Origin of the sequence: Candidatus Brevundimonas colombiensis (assembly GCA_029202665.1) — a bacterium.
Lineage (GTDB): Bacteria > Pseudomonadota > Alphaproteobacteria > Caulobacterales > Caulobacteraceae > Brevundimonas > Brevundimonas colombiensis.
The window spans coordinates 2,876,055-2,892,438 of sequence record CP119326.1 but is presented as its reverse complement, the minus strand read 5'-3'; the positions used below and the strand labels follow the sequence as shown (position 1 = coordinate 2,892,438).

The window sequence follows — 16,384 nt, the reverse complement described above, 5'->3', positions numbered from 1 at the left end:
AAACTCGGCCAACTCCCATTCCGGCTCCTCCCATCCGCGAGGGACGACGAACAGTAGTTTGGAGCCCTGCTCAGTGACGTATCCATATCCCCCGTGTTTGGCATGAGTGAATTCGCCGCGCATGGGTTTTGAGGGCCAGTCTTCTGGACGGGCCCGGCGCCATTCGATTTCTATCCGCCAGTGGTTTTCGATCTGTCGCTTCAGATCGAACCGCCTGAAAAGCCCTGCTGGACTAAACGGCGCCACCCAATAGAGCCCTGGATCTTGTCTGGTCATCGCGCGAGATGATGGTTCGTGACGAATTTGGGCGCAATAAGAATATCGCTGTTCGTGAAGGGCTCCTGCTGATGATCATTTCGGTGGTGCTGGTTTCGATCGTGCACCGACCGGAAGACGAACCGTTCAGCGGCTCTGCAACGCCCCGCGCATGATGGCCGACTTGCGGCTCATGCGGGCCTTGACCAGGCGATAGACGACGGCGACGACCAGGATGGTCGCGGCCAGGGCGCCGATCAGCAGGGTGGGGCCGTGGGCCTCGCTGAGGATTTCCATCCGGGCCAGGCCCTGGGCGGCCAGATAGCCGGGCGCCAGCATGGCCAGGACCCAGACGATCCCGGACGTGACATTGCCCAGCTGGAAGGCGCGCTGGCGCATCCTGAGCATCCCCAGCGTCAGGGGCACGAAGGCGCGCAAGGGCCCGAAGAAGCGACCGACGAAGATCGACATGACGCCGTAGCGACGGCAGTACAGGCGCGTCCAGGCGATGCGGCGGCGGTGCGGCTTGAACATGGGGCGCTGCAGGAACCGCACCCCCAGGCGCCGCCCGGCCCAGTAGGAGACGGCGTCGCCGATCACCGCGCCGATGACGCAGCCGACGATGACGTTGACGGGGTCCAGCACCCCGGCGGCGATCAGGCCGCCCGCCGCGACCAGGAGGCCGGTGGCGGGCACGAAGGCGCCGATGACGGCCAGCGACTCCAAGAAGGTGATCAGGCCCAGCAGAACGCCGGCCCACATATGGTTGCGGGCGATGAAGTCGCCCACGGCTTGCAACAGGGAATCCATACGAAGGCCTTGGGGGAGAAAGGCGGGGTCGGTCGAGGGCGAACCGACGCAGGGCGACCTTATGTCACCGGCTTACGGCAGGCGTGTGACCTTGGCTGACATCTCCGGGCGGGGACGCTCCAGCGCCGGTTCGTTCAGCGTGCCGATGTGGATGAAGCCCGCGACGCTTTCGCCCTCGCCGACGCCGAACAGCGGCAGGGCCTGCGGATCGTAGCTGTACCAGTCGGTAATCCAGCTGGCGTGGTAGCCGAAGCCGCCGGCCGCGTGTTCCAGGTTCATGCAGACCGCCCCGGCCGACAACTGCTGCTCCCAGATCGGCTTGGCGTCGGGGACGGGGGTCGACACGACCAGAATGGTGATGGGCGCGGCGGTCAGCTTGGCCAGGACCGCCTGATCCTTGGCCGGGCCGTTCCTGAGTTCGACCAGCACCGCCAGCCGGGCCGCGATCTCGGCGCGCGACTGCGGCCCCAGCACCACGAAGCGCCAGGGGAACAGCTTGCCGTGATCCGGCGTGCGGGCGCCCAGGGCCAGGATGTGATCCAGCTCGGCCTGCGACGGGCCGGGGGCCGTCAGGGCCTGGGCCGGCGCCGAACGGCGCTGGGCCAGCCGGTCCAGAAAGGCCTTGGACGGAACGGGCGGGGGGAGGGGCTCGTTAAGCGCGGTCATGCCGTCTAGCTAGGCTTTCGACCCCTCATCCGCCATAGGTGGCCCATGCGCAAAAGCGACGAACCGAAATGGGCCCAAGGGCTGGCCAAGCCGCCGGCGTGGCGCAGCGACGGAACCGAGACGGTGTTCGACAGCCCGTGGATGGCCCTGACGCGGCATCCCGCGACGGCGCCCACGGGGATGAAGGCCGACTACGCCGTGGTGCGGTTCAAGAATGTGGGGACCGGCGTCCTGCCCGTCCACGACGACGGAACCGTGACCCTGGTGGGCCAGCAACGGTTCGCCCTGGCCAACTATTCCTGGGAAATGCCCGAGGGCGGGGCGCCGCTGGACGAAGACCCGTTCGACGGGGTGCGGCGCGAACTGGCCGAAGAGGCGGGGCTGCACGCCGAACACTGGGCGCCCGCGTTGAGCGTCGAGATGTCCAACTCCATCACCGACGAGATCGGCATGACCTGGATCGCCTGGGGCCTGACGCCGGCGCCGACCGCGCCCGATCCGACCGAGATCATCGCCGTGGCGCGCGTGCCGTTCCTGGACCTGCTGGACGAAATCGAGCGGGGGACGGTGCGTGATGGACTGACGGTGGCGACGGCCTACAAGGCCTATCATATGGCTCAGAACGGCGATCTGCCCGAGGCGCTGGCGCGCGCCTTGCTGGGACGCGTATGATGAGCGGGAAGGAGCGGGTCATGGCCAAGCTGGAAGTCGTCGCGGAAACCGGAATCGACAGCGTGTGGCGTCAGCTGCGCGCCTCGGCCGAGGCCGCCTCACGCGAGGAGCCGCAACTGGGCTCGCAGATGAATGCGGTGATCCTGTCGCACGACGATCTAGCGGGCGCGCTCAGCTTCCAGATCGCGCGCAAGCTGGCCGACGGCGAGATGAGCGCCATGTCGGTGCGCGAGGTCTGCCTGTCGGCGTTCAAGGCCGATCCAGCGGTGGTCGAGGCGGCTGAGGCGGACCTTCAGGCCGTCGCCGAACGCGATCCGGCGATCCGGAACCTGTTGCAGCCCTTCCTGTATTTCAAAGGCTTTCAGGCGCTGCAGGCCTGGCGCGTGGCGCACTGGCTGTGGGGACAGGGGCGCGAGACCCTGGCCTTCCACTTCCAGAGCCGGATTTCGGAGCTGTTCCAGCTGGACATCCATCCGGGCGCGCGTCTGGGCAAGGGACTGTTCCTGGACCACGGCACGGGCATCGTCATCGGCGAGACGGCGGTGGTCGGCGACGACGTCTCGATGCTGCACAACGTGACCCTGGGCGGAACGGGCGCCGAACGCGGCGATCGTCACCCCAAGATCGGCAAGGGCGTGCTGCTGGGCGCCGGGGCCAAGGTGCTGGGCAATATCCATATCGGCGACTACGCCAAGGTTGCGTCAGGCTCGGTCGTGCTGAAGGCCGTGCCGACCGGCTGCACCGTGGCGGGCGTGCCCGCGCGTCTGGTCAACTGTCCGACCGGCGCCGAGCCGGCGCGCACCATGGACCATACCCTGGCCGACGTGGTCTATGACTTCGTGATCTGAGAGGGGAGCGTCAGCCGTGCGGCGAGACCGGCCCGTGATGGAATAGGGCCATGGCCGTCGCAGCGCAGGCCAGAACGACCGGCGAGGCCAGAAGCGCCCGTCGACAGCGGTGAGCGATATAGAGCGCTTCGCCGACCATGATCGACAACAGCATCGGCGTTTCCCTCGAAACGAACGGTGACGTTTATTTGACGTCGCCGAGGGCCGGGGGCCGTAAAGGAAAATGAACGGCGAGGCGGATTTTTCGTTCGACGGATCGCGGCGGCGGAAAATGACCGGCGGCGGTTCCCCTGACCCCCGGACTTCTCTAGGGTCCGCCGCCAATCCAAGACCATGAGGCCATCCGTGAAAGACACCGACCTGAAGCGCATCGAGGGCCACCTCAAGCGCACCTTCAACACCGGCGGCATCATCGTGAAGGCCCGCCCCAAGCAGAATGATTCGGCCGAGGTCTATGTCGGCGACGAGTTCATCGGCATCGTCTTCGAGGACGAGGACGAAGAAGGCTCGTTCATGTTCGAAATGGCCATCCTGTCCGAAGACCTGCCGGACTGAGATCGATAGGTTCGATCGATATTCGATAGATAGCCGTCATTCCGGGGCGTCCGAAGGACGAACCCGGAATGACGTTCTGCCGCGCGCGTCCTTCACCCCGCGTGGGCGATGAAGGTCAGGGTGTGGGTGTAGCTGCGCCAGGGGGTGGCCGCGCCGGGCGGTGCGGCGATGCGGTGACGCACCTGGGTCATATAGGCCCCCGGCTCGGCGACCTTCAGCGTGATCCGGCCGGCGCCGTCGGTGCGGGTTTCGCTCTCGACCTTGCGCCCGTCATACTGGCCCGCCTCGCGAAATACGGTCACATCGGCGCCCGCCACCGGCTGGCCGTCAAACAGCAGGCGGAAGGGCGCATCCTCGCCCGCCACGATGTCGCCCGGCTGGATCAGCGGCTGAAGCTCCAGCCCGTGGCCCGAAGGCTTCAGCGCCGCCTCGTCCGGCGCGCCCCTCACCACATAGACATCCGCGACGGTGATGCTCTGCACATCGACCAGTTCTGCGCCGGGCGGGGGCGGCGTATCTTCTTCCCCGACCATCTTCCAGCCCGAGGGGGTCTGGTACATCTTGGCCGCACGGCCCTCTCGCGCGCCGGACGACAGGCGGTAAAGGCCGTCCACCGGCGTCGGCGCCTCGAACACCGCCAGATCGCGCAGATAGGTGACGGTGGTGATCGGCGTGTCGCCGTTCGGCCCCACGACATGGAAATGATCCGAGCGCATGACCACCTCGGCGTTGAACACGTCCTCGGTGAAGGCCGCCTCGACCGTCACATGGTCGCGGTTGGTGGCGTCGAAGACATTGGGCCGCAGATAGGGGGAATGGGCCTGGGCGGCCCCTGCGCTCCAGACGGCCAGCAGGCTGGCCAGAAGACTGGCGTGGAGGATGGGTCTGCTCATGCTGCGCCTCTCGCGTTCGGGCGGATAGTATAAGATTGCGAGGCGTTTGCAATATTTGGGGCTTGCATGAAGCAACCCTGTTCGCCCAGGTTCGCCGTCCCCCAAACCGTTCCAGAGATCGCCATGCCCGTGAAAACCGTCGCCGAGTTTGTCGCCGCCTATAAGGAAAAGGATGTCAGCGCCGAAGCCTTCGAGCTGGAGAACGCCTATCTGCTGGAAGTCCGCCTGAACGGTTCGGTCTGGGCCAAGTCCGGCGCCATGGTGGCGCGGACCGGACAGGTGAAGTTCACCCGTCAGGGCCTGATGGAACAGGGCCTGGGCAACCTGCTGAAGAAGGCCGTCAGCGGCGAGGGAATGGTGCTGATGAAGATGGAGGGCCAGGGCCGCGTCTATCTGGCCGACACCGGCAAGAAGATCACCCTGCTGCGGCTGGATAACGAGACCATCTTCGTCAACGGCAACGACGTGCTGGCGCTGGAAAACGGCATCAGCAACCAGATCACCATGATGAAGCGCGTCGCGGGCATGCTGTCCGGCGGCCTGTTCAACGTGAAGCTGAGCGGCAGCGGCATCGTGGCCATCACCTCCCACTATGATCCGCTGACCCTGAAGGTCAGCGCGGCGACCGGCCCGGTCTTCACCGACCCGAACGCCACCGTGGCCTGGTCGGGAAGCCTGTCGCCCGAAATCGCCACCGACATCTCGCTGAAGACACTGGTCGGCCGAGGCTCGGGCGAGAGCATCCAGATGAAGTTCGCCGGCGAGGGCTGGGTCGTGGTCCAGCCCTATGAGGAAACCTATATGCAGGCCAACAACGGCGGCTGACGGACCCTATTCGGAGCGTTCCAGGCCGGCGACCGCCTCGGCGAGGTCGTCGGCCTTCTTCTTCAGCACGGCCTGGGCGTCATAGAGGGCGCGGTTGTAGAAGAAGGGGCCGATCTCGCGGGCCAGGAAGTCGATCAGCATCTCGGCCGGAAGGTCGCGCAGCTCGACGTCCAGCTCGTCGCGGAAATAGGGGCGCAGCTTCGCCGTGATGGCGGCGACCTCCTCGCGGCTGAAGCGGATCGGCTTCATGCGACCTCGGCCAGGGCTTCCTCGGCCGCGACCCAGGCGGCTTCGGCGGCGGCGAGATCGGCCTCGGTCTTGGCGCGGGCGCGGGTCAGGCCCTCCAGCGCCTTGGGATTGCTGACCGAGGCCGTGGCCATGTCGTCGTCGATGCGGGCGATCTCGGCGGTCAGGCGGCTCATGGTCTCCTCGGCCTTCTTGACCGCGTGACGGAGAGTGGACGGCGAAGGGCCTGATTTCTTGTCGTTCTTCTTGCCCTTGTTGTTCTGAACCGGCGCGGCCGCCGCAGCCTCTTCCTTCTTGATCTGGCTGGGTTTGGCGATGGCCTGTTTGGCGCGGTCGAGCACGAACTTGGCGTAGTCGTCCATGTCGCCGTCGAAGGGTTTCACCGTGCCGTCGGCGGCCAGCCACAGCCGGTCCGCCACCATCTCCATCAACGAGCGGTCGTGGGTGATCAGGATGACGGCGCCATTGTAGTCGTTCAGGGCGTCCAGCAGCGCCCGGCGGCTGTCGATGTCCAGGTGGTTGGTCGGTTCGTCCAGGATCAGGACGTGCGGCGCATCCATCGCCACCATGTTCAGCAGCAGGCGCGCGCGTTCGCCGCCCGACAGGCTGTCGACCGTGGTTTCCTGCTTCTCATAGCCTAGGCCGAACTGAGCCAGCTTGGAGCGGCGCGCGCTTTCGGGTGCATCCGGCATGGCGCGGCGGATGATCTCCAACGGCGTGTCGGTGGGGTCCATCGCCTCGATCTGATGCTGGTGGAACCAGCCCACGCGCATCTTCTTGTCACGGTGCAGTTCGCCCTCGGACACGTCCAGGGCGCCGGCGATCATCTTGGCGAAGGTGGACTTGCCCGCGCCGTTGACGCCCAAGAGGCCGATGCGGTCGTCCAGGTCCATCCGCAGGTTCAGGTTCCGCAGGATCGGCTTGCCGGTCTCATACCCGACATTGGCGCGCTCCAGCCGGATCAGCGGCGGCGCCAGAGGACGCGGCGGCGAGGGCAGGGTGAAGGGGGCGACGCGCTCCTCGATGGTCGTCGCGACCGGCTGCATCTTCTCCAGCCGTTTCATGCGCGACTGGGCCTGGGCGGCCTTGGACGCCTTGGCCTTGAAGCGATCCACGAAGGACTGGAGGTGGGCCCGTTCGGCGTCCTGCTTGGCCTTGGCCGACAGCTGCAGCCTAGCCTTCTCGGCGCGCGCCTTTTCGAAGGCGTCGTAGTTGCCGGTGTAGAGGGTCAGGGTGTGGTTCGCCAGGTGCAGGATATGGGTGCAGACCTCGTTCAGCATCTCCCGGTCGTGGGAGATGATCAGGGCGGTGTGCGGGTATTTCTTCAGCCGCGCCTCAAGCCACAGGGCGCCTTCCAGATCGAGGTAGTTGGTCGGTTCGTCCAGCAGCAGCATGTCCGGCTCGGCGAACAGGGCCGCCGCCAGGGCCACGCGCATCCGCCAGCCGCCCGAGAACTCGGACATCGGCCGGGCCTGGTTCTCCTGATCGAAGCCCAGGCCGACCAGGATTTCGGCGGCGCGCGCGGGGGCGGCGTCGGCGTCGATCTCGATCAGGCGCGACCAGATCTCGCCCATCTCCTCCGGCTCGGCGGTCTCCAGACGGCCCAGCAGGTCGTGGCGCTCGACGTCGGCCTCAAGGATGGTGTCGATGACGCTGACGGGGGTCGCGGGGTGTTCCTGATCGACCGAGCCGATGCGCGCGGTCTTGGGCAGGCTGATCTCATCGCCATTGGCGTTCAACTCGCCGAGAATCAGCTTGAACAGCGTCGACTTGCCGATGCCGTTACGCCCCACCAGCCCGACCTTGGCGCCGGGCGGCAGGCTGACGGAGGCGTCCACGAGGAATTTGCGGCCCCAGGCGTTGAAGGTCAGGTCGGTGATCTGGAGCATGGCAGGCGCATGGACTTTCTGACTGGTCATCTCTATATGACCAGTCATGACGTATGATCTTGTAAGCGGCGAGGTCGTCATAACGGCGACGGAGTTCAAGGCCAAGTGCCTGGACCTGCTGGACCGCGTGAACTCGGGCGAGATCCGCAAGGTTCATATCACCAAACGCGGCAAGGAGGCCGCCGTTCTGGTTGCTCCTGATGCCGCGATCAAGGAGCCTTGGGAGCCGCGCAGCATGTTCGGGAGCATGAAGGGGTCGCTGACAATCGACCCGGGCATCGATCTGGCGAAGCCAATTTACGAACAGGTGTTCGGAACGACGGTCGAGGCCGATATGGGCCTGAACGATCCTGACTATGATCTCGGGCTCGGGCTGCGCGAGGAATGAGTGACGGTGTGCTGCTCGACACCCACGCCTTGATCTGGATCGTTTTGGGGGAGCCTATCCGGAAGGAAGCCGCGACTGTGATCGTGGCGGCCAGCACCGCCGGCGGTGTCCACATCTCCGCAGCAACGGCCTGGGAACTTGGAATCATCAGCCAGAAACGATCATTGGAGGTCGTGATCGCGGGGGACGTCAGGGGCTGGCTGGCCAAGGCGATAAGGGCCACGCGCGCGCGGCTGCTGGCGCTTGATTTCGATCTCATGATCGATGTGGGCGAGTTGCCCGATCTGGCGCACAGAGATCCGGCGGATCGGATGCTGATCGCAACGGCGCGATCTCACGACCTCATCCTCGTCACCCGCGACCGCGCCATCCTCGACTACGCCGCCGCCGGCCATGTGCGGGCGATCGCCTGCTGAAGACAGCGGCTTGGCGCGGGGGTTGGCGCAGGTGCGGGGCGTCGCTATAAGCCCGCGACCCTCAATCGACTAAAACAGAAGAAGTCACTCCCATGACCGAACGCACCTTCTCGATCATCAAGCCCGACGCCACGCGCCGCAATCTGACCGGCGCGGTCAACGCCGTGATCGAAGGCGCCGGCCTGCGCATCGTCGCCCAGCGCCGCGTCAAGCTGACGACCGAGCAAGCCAAGAAATTCTACGAAGTCCACGCCGAGCGCCCGTTCTACGGAGAACTGGTTGAGCAGATGACCGCCGAGCCGGTCGTGGTGCAGGTGCTGGAAGGCGACAACGCCGTCGCCGCCTATCGCGAAGTCATGGGCGCCACCAACCCGGAACAGGCCGCCGAAGGCACCATCCGCAAGCAGTTCGCCCTGTCGATCGGCGAGAACTCGGTCCACGGCTCGGACAGCCAGGACAACGCCAAGATCGAGATCGCCCAGTTCTTCACAGACGACCAGATCGTCGGCTAAGCGCTGAAGCCGGGCCTGGGACCGCGTCCCGAGCATAGCGACACCATAATGAAAGGCCCGCGTCCGGAACCGGACGCGGGCCTTTTCCGTTCGGTCAACATCGTCCCCTCTCGCTGTCTCGGAGAAGACCCATGAAGACCCTCATCAAACTGGCCCCGGTCGTCGGCGTCGTGGCGCTTCTGGCCGCCTGCGGTCAGACCATGGAACAACGCGCCGCCACCGGCGCCCTGGGCGGCGCGGTCGCCGGCCAGGCCATCGGCGGCAACACCGGCTCGACCGTGGCGGGCGCCGCCATCGGCGCCGTCGCCGGCGCGGCGACCAAGCCCCGCTAAATCCAGGCGCCAGGCCCGGATGACAAAAAGGCCCGGAGCGTGCGCTCCGGGCCTTTTCTGCGTCTGAAGTCCGGCGCGCCTACCAGATGCGCGCGCGGGCGTCGGGCGCGATATATTCCTTCTGGTCGGGCGACACGCCGAAGGCGGCGTACCAGGCGTCGATGTTGCGGGGCGAGGTGGCGGCGCGCACCGGGCCGGGCGAGTGGGGATCGGTGGTCAGCTGCTCCTTCAGCGCCGCCTCGCGCGATTTCTCGCGCCAGACCTGCGCCCAGCCCAGGAAGACGCGCTGATCGCCGGTCAGGCCGTCGATGACCGGCGCGGGCTGGCCGTTCAGCGACTTGTGATAGGCGTCCAGCGCCAGCAACAGGCCGCCCAGGTCGGCGATGTTCTCGCCCATGGTCAGCTCGCCGTTGACGTGCACGCCGGGGATCGGCTCCAGCTTGTCGTAGATGGCGCCCAGAACCTTGGCGCGTTCCTCGAAGCGGGCGGCGTCCTGCGGCGTCCACCAGTCGCGAAGCACCCCGTCGCCGTCCGACTTCCTGCCCTGATCGTCGAAGCCGTGGGTGATCTCGTGCCCGATCACCGCGCCGATGCCGCCGTAGTTGACGGCCGGGTCCGCGTTCGGATCGAAGAAGGGCGCCTGCAGGATGGCGGCCGGGAAGACGATCTCGTTGCGCGGCGGGTTGTAATAGGCGTTCACCGTCTGGGGCGTCATGCCCCATTCCAGCGGATCGACGGGCTTGCCGATCTTGCCGCGCTTGTAATCCCATTCGAAGGCTGCCGAGCGCTCGACGTTGCCGTACAGATCGTCGGGCTTCAGCTCCAGTCCGTCATAGCTGCGCCATTTGTCGGGATAGCCGATCTTCACCCCGAACTTGGACATCTTGTACAGGGCCTGTTCGCGCGTCGGCTCGCTCATCCAATCGACGTGCTTCAGCCGCTCGGTCATGGCGTCGCGGATGTTGCCGACCAGGGCCTCCATCTGGGCCTTGGACGAGGCGGGGAAGTGCAGGCGGACATATTCCTGGGCCAGAACCTCGCCCAGCTGGCCATCGACCAGGGCCACGCCGCGGTTCCAGCGCGGACGATTCTCGGGCTGGCCGCGCAGGGTCTTGCCCCGGAACTCGAAGCGACTGTCGACGAAGGCCTGCGACAGATAGGGGCTGGCCTGATCGACCACATTGAACGCCTGCCAGGCCTTCAGCGTCTCGATGGGGGTGTCGGCGAACACCTGGGCGATGCCGGGGATGGCGGTGTTCTCCATCAGCACCAGGGTTTCCACGTCCGACACCTTGGCGCCGGACAGGAAGGCGGCCCAGTCGACGCCGGGGGCCAGGGTCGGCAGGTCCGCCGCCTTGGCCGGGTTGTACAGCTTGTCGATCTGGCGGCGTTCGACCGTGGTCCATTGTTTGTCGGCCACCTTGGTCTCGAAGGCCAGGATGTCGGCGGCGGACTTGGCCGGGTCGGTCCAGCCGATGGCCGTCAGGGTGCGGGTCAGATAGGCCAGATAGGCTTCGCGCTGGGCGGCGAAGTCAGGCTTCAGATAATAGTCGCGGTCCGGCAGGCCCAGCCCGCCCTGACCCAGATAGGCCGAGTTCATGTCCGGCTTCTGCAGGTCCTCGAACACGTCGATGCCGAACAGGGAGGCGCCGAAGCCCTCATGGCTCTGGCCCATCAGCCGCGCCATGCCGGCGTGGTCAGTCACAGCCTTGACCGCCGCCAGATCGGCGGCCAGCGGGGCGGCGGCCAGTTGGTTGACGCGGGCCTCGTCCATGAAGCTGGCGTACAGGGCGCCGACCTTCTGGGCGTTGGCGTTGACCGGATTGGCCGCGCTGGATTCGATGATGGCTTTCAACTGGCCCTGGGCGTTTTCGTACAGGACGTCGAACGGGCCGAAGCGGGCCTTGTCCGCCGGGATTTCCGTCGTCCGCAGATAGGTCCCGTTGGCGTATTCATTGAAGTCGTCGCCCGGCTTCACCGCCGTGTCGCGTCCGGCAAGGTCGAAGCCCCAGGTTCCGAACGGAGACGGCGCGCCCGGCAGGCCGTGCGAATGCTCCTGGGCCGAGGCGGCGCCGCCGGTCAGGGCGACGACGATACAGGCCGAACAGGCGGCCATCAGACGAATGCGTGTCATGGAGGAAATAGGTCCCGATTTTGGTCGGCGGCACCATCGCGCCGGTGCGGCGGTCTGTCGCATGACGTTTTTGTAATCTTCGGGGCGGGTTGATCGGGACCAGCGCAGCCCAATCTTGAATCCGTCATCCTAGGCCTTGCGCCTAGGAGCCATACGCTCGCTATTCGAACAGGGCGCACGCTGCGGACAGGCCGGGATTATGGATCCTAGGCACAAGGCCTAGGATGACGCATGGGGAAGGGGCCTAACCCCGCTCCAAATCCCGACAAAAGCCATCCAGCACGCGCGGATAAAGCGCATGTTCCGCCGTCTTGACCCGTTCGGCCAAGGCCTCCGGCGTGTCGTCCGCCACGATCGGCACGCGCGCCTGGCCCAGGATCGGGCCTTCGTCGACCCCCTCGGTGACCAGATGCACGGTGCAGCCCGCCTCGGCGTCGCCGGCGGCGATGGCGCGGGCGTGGGTGTCCAGGCCCGGATAGAGGGGCAGCAGGCTGGGGTGGATGTTCAGCATCCGCCCGCGCCAGCCGCCGACCAGCCAGGGCGTCAGCACCCGCATATAGCCGGCCAGGGCCACGACCTCGATCCCGGCATCCCGCAACACCGCGTCCACGGCCCGCTCATGCGCCTCACGGTCCTTGCCGAACGGCCTGTGCGGCACTGTCGCCGTCGCCACCCCCTTGGCCGCCGCAACGGCCAGCCCGCCCGCGCCCTCGATGTTGGACACCACCAGCGCGACCTCATAGCCGCTGTCGGCCGCCTGACCGGCGTCGATCAACGCCGCCATATTCGATCCGGCCCCGGAGATCAGGACGGCGACGCGGACGGGCGGCAGGGCATGGAGTGACATCGCCCCGCATTGGCCGGGCGGGCGGCGCTTGGCAAGGCGAAACGCGAATGGCCCTTGTCGTCGCCTTCGCCAAGACGTTAGCGTGTAACGTCGATCACGCGGCGAGGGGTTGCGGGTCGGCGCGTACAGGGGAGTATCGCATGAACAGACTGATCTGCCTCGCGGCCATCGCCGCGATGCTGGGCGCGCCCGTGGCGGCGCTGGCTCAGGACAGCGGCGCCAACAGCAGCAGCAACAACGGCGGGGGCGCGTCCATGCGCTCGGCGACCGACCGTTTCCGCAACGCCAACGCCGAGGCCATCGAGAAGGACTGGGCCCGCGCCCCGGTGCAGGAAACCGAGGTCGTCACCGCCCATTCGGTCAACGCCCACGGCAAGACCCTGCGCTATCACGCGACGGCGGGGACCCTGACCATCCGCGACGATGCGGGAATGCCGACCGCCAGCCTGTTCTACACCGCCTATACGCTGGACGGTCAGCCGGTCGGGACGCGGCCGGTGACCTATCTCTACAACGGCGGGCCGGGCTCTCCGACCGTGTGGCTGCACATGGGATCGTTCGGGCCGATGCGGGTTCAGACCGACGAACCGACCGTGGTGCGGCCCGCGCCCTTCGCCTTCGGACCCAACGACCAGACCCTGCTGGATCAGACCGATCTGGTCTTCATCGACATGGTGGGGGCGGGCTTCTCGCGTCCGCTGGGCGAGACGCCGGGTTCGACCTTCTGGGGTGTGGACGGCGACGCCGACGCCTTCGCCCGCGCCATCATGCGCTACACGACCAAGTTCAGCCGCTGGTCCAGCCCGAAATACATCATCGGCGAATCCTACGGCACCCTGCGCACGGGGGCGGTGGCCTTCCAGCTGGAAGACCGGGGGATGTCGCTGAACGGGGTGGTGCTGCTGTCCTCGATCATGAACTACGGCGTGCGCCAGCCGGGCTATCCGCAGAACTTCGTCACCCTGCTGCCGACCTATGCGGCGACGGCCTGGTATCACCACAAGCTGGCCAATCCCGCCGCGACGGTGGAGGAACAGGTTCAGCGGGCGCGCGACTTCGCCCTGGGTCCATATGCTTCGGCCCTGGCCAAGGGGCATATGATCTCGGACGCGGAACGCGCCCAGATCGTGCGTCAGATGAGCGAACTGACCGGCCTGTCGACCACCTTCATCGACAACGCCAATATGCGGGTGGATCTGAGCAGCTTCCGCAAGGAACTGCTGCGGGACCGGCGCCAGACCATCGGTCGGCTGGACACCCGTTATCTGGGCCTGGACGAGGATGCGTCAGGCGGCGAGCCGGAGGATGATCCGTCCAGCTCGGCGGTCACGGGGGCCTATTTCGGCATCTTCCGCGACTATGTGGCCAATCAGCTGAACTACAAGACCGACGTCGAATACCGGATGTCGGCGCGGGGCCTGCCCGGCTTCAACTGGAACTGGAACCACCGTCCGCCGGTCGGCGGGCCGCAGACAACACCCAACACCGCTGTCGATCTGGCCACGGCGATGCGGCGCAACCCGTATCTGAAGGTGATGTCGCTGAACGGCTATTACGACGCCGCCACGCCGTTCTTCTCGACCGAATTCGACCTGGCGCAGATGATGCTGGAACCCAGCATCCGGCCGAACCTGGAGTTCACCTACTATGCGGGCGGGCACATGATGTACCTGAGCCACGACGCCCTGGTGAAGCTGCACGCCGACCTGTCGCGCTTCTATGCCGAGACGGCGAACGGCGGCGCGCGATAGGGCTAAAAATTCATCCGTCACCCTCGGGACAGGCCCGAGGGTGACGAGGTGATGCTCAGGCCGCTTCCAGTTGGCCGCAGACGAAGGCGACTTCTCCCGCGTTCAGCAGGGCGGCCAGGACCGGCTCGGCGTTTTCGGGCGAGACGATCAGGATGAAGCCGACGCCGCAGTTGAAGGTGCGGCGCATCTCGTGGTCGCTGATGCCGCCGGTTTCGGCCAGCCACTGGAAGACGGCGGGCATGGGCCAGGCGTCCCAGTCGAAGCGGGCCTGAAGACCCTCGGCGATGCAGCGGGGCGGGTTCTCGATCAGGCCGCCGCCGGTGATGTGGGCCGCGCCCTTGACCAGGCCCGCCTTCATGATCGGCAGGACCGGCTTCACATAGATGCGGGTCGGCTCCATCAGGGCCTGGGCCAGCGAGCGGTCCTTGGCGAAGGGGGCGTCATCGCCCCAGGCCAGGCCGGACTTCTCGACCACCTTGCGGACCAGCGAATAGCCGTTGGAGTGCGGGCCGGTGGAGGCCAGGCCGATGATGACGTCGCCCGCCGCCTGACGGTCCAGATAGGGCAGGGCGTGGCCGCGCTCGACCGCGCCCAGGCTGAAGCCGGCCAGATCATAGTCGCCCTCGGTGTACATGCCCGGCATTTCGGCGGTCTCGCCGCCGACCAGGGCGGCCCCGGCCTGACGGCAGCCCTCGGCGATGCCGGCGACGACGCGACGGGCGGCGTCGATCTCAAGCCGGCCGGTGGCGTAATAGTCGAGGAACAGAAGCGGCTCGGCGCCCTGGGCCAGCAGGTCGTTGACGCACATGGCGACCAGATCGACGCCGACGCCGTCGTGACGGCCGGTCTCGATGGCGATCTTCAGCTTGGTGCCGACGCCGTCGGTGGTGGTGACGATCAGCGGGTCCTCGAACCCGGCGGCCTTCAGGTCGAACAGGGCGCCGAAACCGCCCAGCGACGGCTCCGATCCCGGGCGCGCCGTCGATTTGGCCAGGGGCTTGATATGTTCGACCAGCATTTCGCCGGCGTCGATGTCCACGCCGGCGTCGGCGTAGGTCAGGCCGTTTTCGAGAGGCTTTTGGGTGTCGCTCATGGATCTTGGGCCTGGAATCGGGGCGGAAATGCAGCGCGGGTCTTGCCACACATGGGTTGCGGGGGGCTATAGCATCGGAATGACGCCGATCACCACCAATGAGGCGCTGGCCGAGTTCTGCGCCCGCGTATCCTCCGCTCCCTTCATCACGGTCGATACCGAATTCATGCGGGAAACGACCTATTGGCCCCGACTGTGCCTGATCCAGGCCGCCTCGGCCGACCACGCCGCCATCATCGACCCGATGGCGGACGAGCTGGACCTGGAGCCGTTCCTGGACCTGTTGCGCGACGAGAGGATCGTCAAGGTCTTCCATGCCTGTCGCCAGGACGTGGAGATCTTCGTGCGGCTGGGCGCCATGCCCAAGCCCCTGTTCGACACCCAGGTCGCGGCGATGGCGGCCGGGTTCGGCGAGCAGGTCGCCTATGATTCGCTGGTCCGGCAGACGCTGCGGATCGAGGTGGACAAGGGCAGCCGCTTCACCGACTGGGCGCGCCGACCGCTGTCGGAGAGCCAGCTGGTCTATGCCCTGGGCGACGTGACCCATCTGGCGGCGCTGTATCCCAAGCTGCGCGACCGGCTGCAGAAGGAAGGCCGGCTGGACTGGGTGATGTCGGAAATGGAGGGGCTGACCGACCCGGCCCTCTATGACACCAATCCAGAAAACGCCTGGAAAAGGCTGAAACCCAAGAAGTTCTCGGCCAAATACCTGGCCGCCTTCAAGGCCGTCGCCGTCTGGCGCGAGCGCGCGGCGCAGGAGCGGGACCAGCCGCGCGGCCGCATCCTGAAGGACGAGGGCGTGGACGAGATCGCCCAGCAGACCCCGACCGACCCGGACGCCTTCAACCGCCTGCGGTCCGTGCCAAAGGGTTTCGGCGGCTCGCGCCTGGGGCTGGAGCTGGCTGATGAGTTGAAACGCGTCCTGGCCGATCCCGAAGCCTTCGCGCCCGAGATGGAGCGCCCGGCCCACCGACAGCCCGCCCCGCCTTCGGTGGTCGAACTGCTGAAGGTGCTGTTGAAGGCCAAGAGCGACAACGCCGGCGTGGCCTCCAAACTGATCGCCACGGTCGCGGATCTGGAGAAGATCGCCATCAGCGACGACGCCGACATCGACGCCATGAAGGGCTGGCGCCGCCAGATCTTCGGCGAGGACGCGCTGAAGCTGAAACGCGGCGAAATCGCCCTGGTCCTGAACGGCGCGCGTGTCGAGGTCGTCGAGATCGAATAGGACCGACCGTCTCCTCCCCACGTG

Annotated in this window: 19 protein-coding genes; 10 read left to right on the top strand and 9 right to left on the bottom strand. The window is 66.6% G+C overall.

Going from position 1 to position 16,384, the window contains the following annotated elements; translation table 11 throughout:
* Positions 1–402 precede the first annotated feature (402 nt).
* Both P0Y50_14170 and P0Y50_14165 read right to left on the bottom strand, forming a co-directional pair.
* Positions 403–1,065, bottom strand: a complete 663-nt coding sequence (locus P0Y50_14170) for a DedA family protein (protein WEK39663.1) — start codon at positions 1,063–1,065, stop codon at positions 403–405.
* A gap of 72 nt (positions 1,066–1,137) precedes the next feature.
* Positions 1,138–1,731: a nitroreductase gene (locus P0Y50_14165; protein WEK39662.1), complete on the bottom strand. Its 594-nt coding sequence runs from the start codon at positions 1,729–1,731 to the stop codon at positions 1,138–1,140.
* A gap of 45 nt (positions 1,732–1,776) precedes the next feature.
* Between P0Y50_14165 and P0Y50_14160 the strand changes: the two genes are divergently transcribed.
* Both P0Y50_14160 and cysE read left to right on the top strand, forming a co-directional pair.
* On the top strand, positions 1,777–2,403 hold the full coding sequence (locus P0Y50_14160) for an NUDIX hydrolase (protein ID WEK39661.1): 627 nt from the start codon (positions 1,777–1,779) through the stop codon (positions 2,401–2,403).
* Between the two features lie 20 nt (positions 2,404–2,423).
* Positions 2,424–3,251 carry a serine O-acetyltransferase gene (gene cysE / locus P0Y50_14155; protein WEK39660.1) on the top strand — a complete coding sequence of 276 codons (828 nt, stop codon included), beginning with the start codon at positions 2,424–2,426 and terminating at the stop codon, positions 3,249–3,251.
* Between the two features lie 10 nt (positions 3,252–3,261).
* On the opposite strand, the gene P0Y50_14150 is transcribed toward cysE, so the two are convergent.
* Complete coding sequence (locus P0Y50_14150; GenBank protein WEK39659.1) at positions 3,262–3,405, bottom strand: hypothetical protein; 144 nt, start codon at positions 3,403–3,405, stop codon at positions 3,262–3,264.
* Positions 3,406–3,596: 191 nt separating this feature from the next.
* Between P0Y50_14150 and P0Y50_14145 the strand changes: the two genes are divergently transcribed.
* Positions 3,597–3,806 carry a DUF3126 family protein gene (locus P0Y50_14145; GenBank protein ID WEK39658.1) on the top strand — a complete coding sequence of 70 codons (210 nt, stop codon included), beginning with the start codon at positions 3,597–3,599 and terminating at the stop codon, positions 3,804–3,806.
* Positions 3,807–3,898: 92 nt separating this feature from the next.
* Here P0Y50_14145 and P0Y50_14140 read toward each other — a convergent pair whose 3' ends face one another.
* Entirely contained in the window at positions 3,899–4,699 is an 801-nt protein-coding gene (locus P0Y50_14140) for a DUF4198 domain-containing protein (GenBank protein ID WEK39657.1), read from the bottom strand.
* Positions 4,700–4,822: 123 nt separating this feature from the next.
* Here P0Y50_14140 and P0Y50_14135 point away from each other — a divergent pair, with 123 nt between their 5' ends.
* Positions 4,823–5,524 carry an AIM24 family protein gene (locus tag P0Y50_14135; protein WEK39656.1) on the top strand — a complete coding sequence of 234 codons (702 nt, stop codon included), beginning with the start codon at positions 4,823–4,825 and terminating at the stop codon, positions 5,522–5,524.
* 6 nt (positions 5,525–5,530) lie between these two features.
* Here P0Y50_14135 and P0Y50_14130 read toward each other — a convergent pair whose 3' ends face one another.
* Together P0Y50_14130 and P0Y50_14125 are read right to left on the bottom strand one after the other, a co-directional pair.
* Complete coding sequence (locus P0Y50_14130; protein ID WEK39655.1) at positions 5,531–5,773, bottom strand: DUF2164 domain-containing protein; 243 nt, start codon at positions 5,771–5,773, stop codon at positions 5,531–5,533.
* Positions 5,770–7,659 (bottom strand): ABC-F family ATP-binding cassette domain-containing protein, encoded by a 1,890-nt coding sequence (locus tag P0Y50_14125; GenBank protein ID WEK41585.1) that lies wholly within the window; start codon positions 7,657–7,659, stop codon positions 5,770–5,772. The genes P0Y50_14130 and P0Y50_14125 overlap by 4 nt, the downstream gene beginning before the upstream one ends.
* Before the next feature lie 46 nt (positions 7,660–7,705).
* On the opposite strand from P0Y50_14125, the gene P0Y50_14120 reads away from it, so the two are divergent.
* The 4 genes from P0Y50_14120 to P0Y50_14105 all read left to right on the top strand — a co-directional run bounded on the left by P0Y50_14120 (position 7,706) and on the right by P0Y50_14105 (position 9,307).
* On the top strand, positions 7,706–8,047 hold the full coding sequence (locus tag P0Y50_14120) for a type II toxin-antitoxin system Phd/YefM family antitoxin (GenBank protein ID WEK39654.1): 342 nt from the start codon (positions 7,706–7,708) through the stop codon (positions 8,045–8,047).
* 8 nt (positions 8,048–8,055) lie between these two features.
* A complete protein-coding gene (locus P0Y50_14115; protein WEK39653.1) occupies positions 8,056–8,463 on the top strand; it encodes a type II toxin-antitoxin system VapC family toxin in 408 nt (135 codons plus the stop codon).
* 92 nt (positions 8,464–8,555) lie between these two features.
* On the top strand, positions 8,556–8,975 hold the full coding sequence (gene ndk / locus P0Y50_14110) for a nucleoside-diphosphate kinase (GenBank protein ID WEK39652.1): 420 nt from the start codon (positions 8,556–8,558) through the stop codon (positions 8,973–8,975).
* A 131-nt stretch (positions 8,976–9,106) separates the two neighbouring features.
* Complete coding sequence (locus P0Y50_14105; protein WEK39651.1) at positions 9,107–9,307, top strand: hypothetical protein; 201 nt, start codon at positions 9,107–9,109, stop codon at positions 9,305–9,307.
* A 79-nt stretch (positions 9,308–9,386) separates the two neighbouring features.
* On the opposite strand, the gene P0Y50_14100 is transcribed toward P0Y50_14105, so the two are convergent.
* Positions 9,387–11,441 carry a peptidase M13 gene (locus P0Y50_14100; GenBank protein ID WEK39650.1) on the bottom strand — a complete coding sequence of 685 codons (2,055 nt, stop codon included), beginning with the start codon at positions 11,439–11,441 and terminating at the stop codon, positions 9,387–9,389.
* Positions 11,442–11,685: 244 nt separating this feature from the next.
* Positions 11,686–12,288, bottom strand: a complete 603-nt coding sequence (gene purN / locus P0Y50_14095; protein WEK39649.1) for a phosphoribosylglycinamide formyltransferase — start codon at positions 12,286–12,288, stop codon at positions 11,686–11,688.
* Between the two features lie 140 nt (positions 12,289–12,428).
* Here purN and P0Y50_14090 point away from each other — a divergent pair, with 140 nt between their 5' ends.
* On the top strand, positions 12,429–14,039 hold the full coding sequence (locus P0Y50_14090) for a peptidase S10 (GenBank protein ID WEK39648.1): 1,611 nt from the start codon (positions 12,429–12,431) through the stop codon (positions 14,037–14,039).
* A 55-nt stretch (positions 14,040–14,094) separates the two neighbouring features.
* Here P0Y50_14090 and purM read toward each other — a convergent pair whose 3' ends face one another.
* Positions 14,095–15,132, bottom strand: coding sequence for a phosphoribosylformylglycinamidine cyclo-ligase (gene purM / locus P0Y50_14085; protein WEK39647.1), 1,038 nt, complete (start codon positions 15,130–15,132; stop codon positions 14,095–14,097).
* A 79-nt stretch (positions 15,133–15,211) separates the two neighbouring features.
* Here purM and rnd point away from each other — a divergent pair, with 79 nt between their 5' ends.
* Positions 15,212–16,360 (top strand): ribonuclease D, encoded by a 1,149-nt coding sequence (gene rnd, locus P0Y50_14080; protein WEK39646.1) that lies wholly within the window; start codon positions 15,212–15,214, stop codon positions 16,358–16,360.
* Positions 16,361–16,384: the final 24 nt, after the last annotated feature.

Coding starts and splice junctions, on each gene's coding strand:
- P0Y50_14165 (WEK39662.1), bottom strand. CDS start 1,731: ATGACCGCGCTTAACGAGCCCCTCCCCCCGCCCGTTCCGTCCAAGGCC.
- purM (WEK39647.1), bottom strand. CDS start 15,132: ATGAGCGACACCCAAAAGCCTCTCGAAAACGGCCTGACCTACGCCGAC.
- P0Y50_14150 (WEK39659.1), bottom strand. CDS start 3,405: ATGCTGTTGTCGATCATGGTCGGCGAAGCGCTCTATATCGCTCACCGC.
- P0Y50_14160 (WEK39661.1), top strand. CDS start 1,777: ATGCGCAAAAGCGACGAACCGAAATGGGCCCAAGGGCTGGCCAAGCCG.
- P0Y50_14135 (WEK39656.1), top strand. CDS start 4,823: ATGCCCGTGAAAACCGTCGCCGAGTTTGTCGCCGCCTATAAGGAAAAG.
- P0Y50_14170 (WEK39663.1), bottom strand. CDS start 1,065: ATGGATTCCCTGTTGCAAGCCGTGGGCGACTTCATCGCCCGCAACCAT.
- ndk (WEK39652.1), top strand. CDS start 8,556: ATGACCGAACGCACCTTCTCGATCATCAAGCCCGACGCCACGCGCCGC.
- P0Y50_14090 (WEK39648.1), top strand. CDS start 12,429: ATGAACAGACTGATCTGCCTCGCGGCCATCGCCGCGATGCTGGGCGCG.
- purN (WEK39649.1), bottom strand. CDS start 12,288: ATGTCACTCCATGCCCTGCCGCCCGTCCGCGTCGCCGTCCTGATCTCC.
- P0Y50_14105 (WEK39651.1), top strand. CDS start 9,107: ATGAAGACCCTCATCAAACTGGCCCCGGTCGTCGGCGTCGTGGCGCTT.
- P0Y50_14120 (WEK39654.1), top strand. CDS start 7,706: ATGACGTATGATCTTGTAAGCGGCGAGGTCGTCATAACGGCGACGGAG.
- P0Y50_14140 (WEK39657.1), bottom strand. CDS start 4,699: ATGAGCAGACCCATCCTCCACGCCAGTCTTCTGGCCAGCCTGCTGGCC.
- P0Y50_14100 (WEK39650.1), bottom strand. CDS start 11,441: ATGACACGCATTCGTCTGATGGCCGCCTGTTCGGCCTGTATCGTCGTC.
- P0Y50_14125 (WEK41585.1), bottom strand. CDS start 7,659: ATGCTCCAGATCACCGACCTGACCTTCAACGCCTGGGGCCGCAAATTC.
- cysE (WEK39660.1), top strand. CDS start 2,424: ATGGCCAAGCTGGAAGTCGTCGCGGAAACCGGAATCGACAGCGTGTGG.
- rnd (WEK39646.1), top strand. CDS start 15,212: ATGACGCCGATCACCACCAATGAGGCGCTGGCCGAGTTCTGCGCCCGC.
- P0Y50_14130 (WEK39655.1), bottom strand. CDS start 5,773: ATGAAGCCGATCCGCTTCAGCCGCGAGGAGGTCGCCGCCATCACGGCG.